The organism is Rhodopseudomonas sp. BR0C11 (assembly GCF_010820945.1).
Classification (GTDB): Bacteria; Pseudomonadota; Alphaproteobacteria; order Rhizobiales; family Xanthobacteraceae; genus Rhodopseudomonas; species Rhodopseudomonas palustris_H.
Map to the genome: position 1 here is coordinate 1 of NZ_QTKI01000667.1, position 1541 is coordinate 1541.

A 1541-nucleotide genomic window follows, 5' to 3' on the forward strand; every position below is an offset into this window, starting at 1 on the left:
GCCTTATGTGAAGTACAGCGTCGAGCCGGCACGCGCAGAGGATGTGCCCGCCGCGATCGCCCGTGCCTACTACGTCGCGATGCAGCCGCCGTGCGGACCGACCTTCGTGTCGGTGCCGATCGACGATTGGGCCCGGCCCGCCGCGCCGGTGCCGCCGCGCGCCGTCACGCGCGAGCTCGGTCCCGATCGATCGGCGATGCAGGCCCTGGCCGATACGCTCACCAAAGCCAAGAAGCCGGCGCTGGTGGTCGGGCCCGCGGTCGATCGCGCCGCTGCGGTCGATCTGATGGTGCAGCTCGCCGAGCGCGCCAAGGCGCCGGTGTGGGTGTCGCCGTTCTCGGCGCGCTGCAGTTTCCCCGAGCGGCATCCGCTATTCGCCGGCTTCCTGCACGCGTCTCCGGGACAACTGTCTGAAGCGCTCGGCGCTTACGACGTCGTCGTGGTGATCGGCGCGCCGGTGTTCACCTTCCATGTCGAAGGCCACGCCGCGATCTTCGAGGGCGCCTCGAAGCTGTTCCAGATCACCGACGATGCCGAAGCTGCATCGGTGACGCCGCTCGGCACCAGCATCATCGCGACGATGACGCCTGCCCTCAGGTTGCTGCGGGAGCTGCTGCCGGAAACCAAGCGCGCCGCACCGCCGGCTCGGGCAGTGCCGCCTGCACCCCAGCCGGCCGAGCCGATGCCGGCGGAGTATCTGCTGCACACGCTGCGCGCCGTGATGCCGGCGAGGGCCATGCTGGTCGAGGAGGCGCCGTCGCATCGTCCGGCGATGCAGAAATACATGCCGATGCCGGGCCAGGACAGTTTCGCCACGATGGCGAGCGGCGGGCTGGGTTGGTCGCTGCCGGCCTCGGTCGGCTTCGCGCTGGCGCATCCGAACCGCCGCACCGTCTGCTTGATCGGCGACGGCTCGGCGATGTACTCGATCCAGGCGCTGTGGACGGCGGCGCAGCGCAAGCTGCCGCTGACCGTGGTGGTGCTGAACAACGGCGGCTACGGCGCAATGCGCTCGTTCAGCCAGGTGATGCAGGTGCGGAACGTGCCCGGGCTGGAGCTGCCCGGGATCGACTTCACCGCTCTGGCGCAATCGCTCGGCTGCGACGCAGTGCGGGTGACGCGCAGCGAGGAGCTGGCGCCGGCGCTGACGCGCGCCCTTGCTTGGGACGGCGTCAGCGTGGTCGAAGCGATGCTCGATACGTCAGTGCCGATGCTCTACGCGCGCAACGGCTGACGTCGCGTCTCAATTATCCAGCGCCTCGTAGACCAGCTTCTTCAGCTCGCGCTGGATCGGCTGGCGATGCGACGGGGTCTGCTCCATCAGCACGAAGAACATGTCGAGCTTCGGATCGACCACGAAGTAGCAGCCCGAGGCGCCGTCCCACTTCAATTCGCCGAGCGAACCGGGCGGCGGGGGCTTGGCGTTGCCGGCATCGGTGCGGACACCGAGGCCATAACCGTAGCCGAACCCGTCACCCGGGAAATAGAAGTAGTCGCGCTCGACGCCGGAGTTCGGACCGATGTGATCGGTGGTCATGTCC

1 protein-coding gene and 1 pseudogene are annotated in these 1541 nt (G+C 68.7%); one reads left to right on the forward strand and one right to left on the reverse strand.

Annotated features, from left to right (window positions below; translation table 11 throughout):
• Window positions 1-1234, forward strand: a 1234-nt coding sequence (mdlC, locus tag DYI24_RS26390) for a benzoylformate decarboxylase (protein WP_164574410.1), incomplete at its 5' end; no start/stop codon positions are given.
• Between the two features lie 9 nt (window positions 1235-1243).
• On the opposite strand, the pseudogene DYI24_RS26395 reads toward mdlC, so the two are convergent.
• Window positions 1244-1541, reverse strand: a pseudogene (locus DYI24_RS26395) (serine hydrolase); the annotation flags it as partial.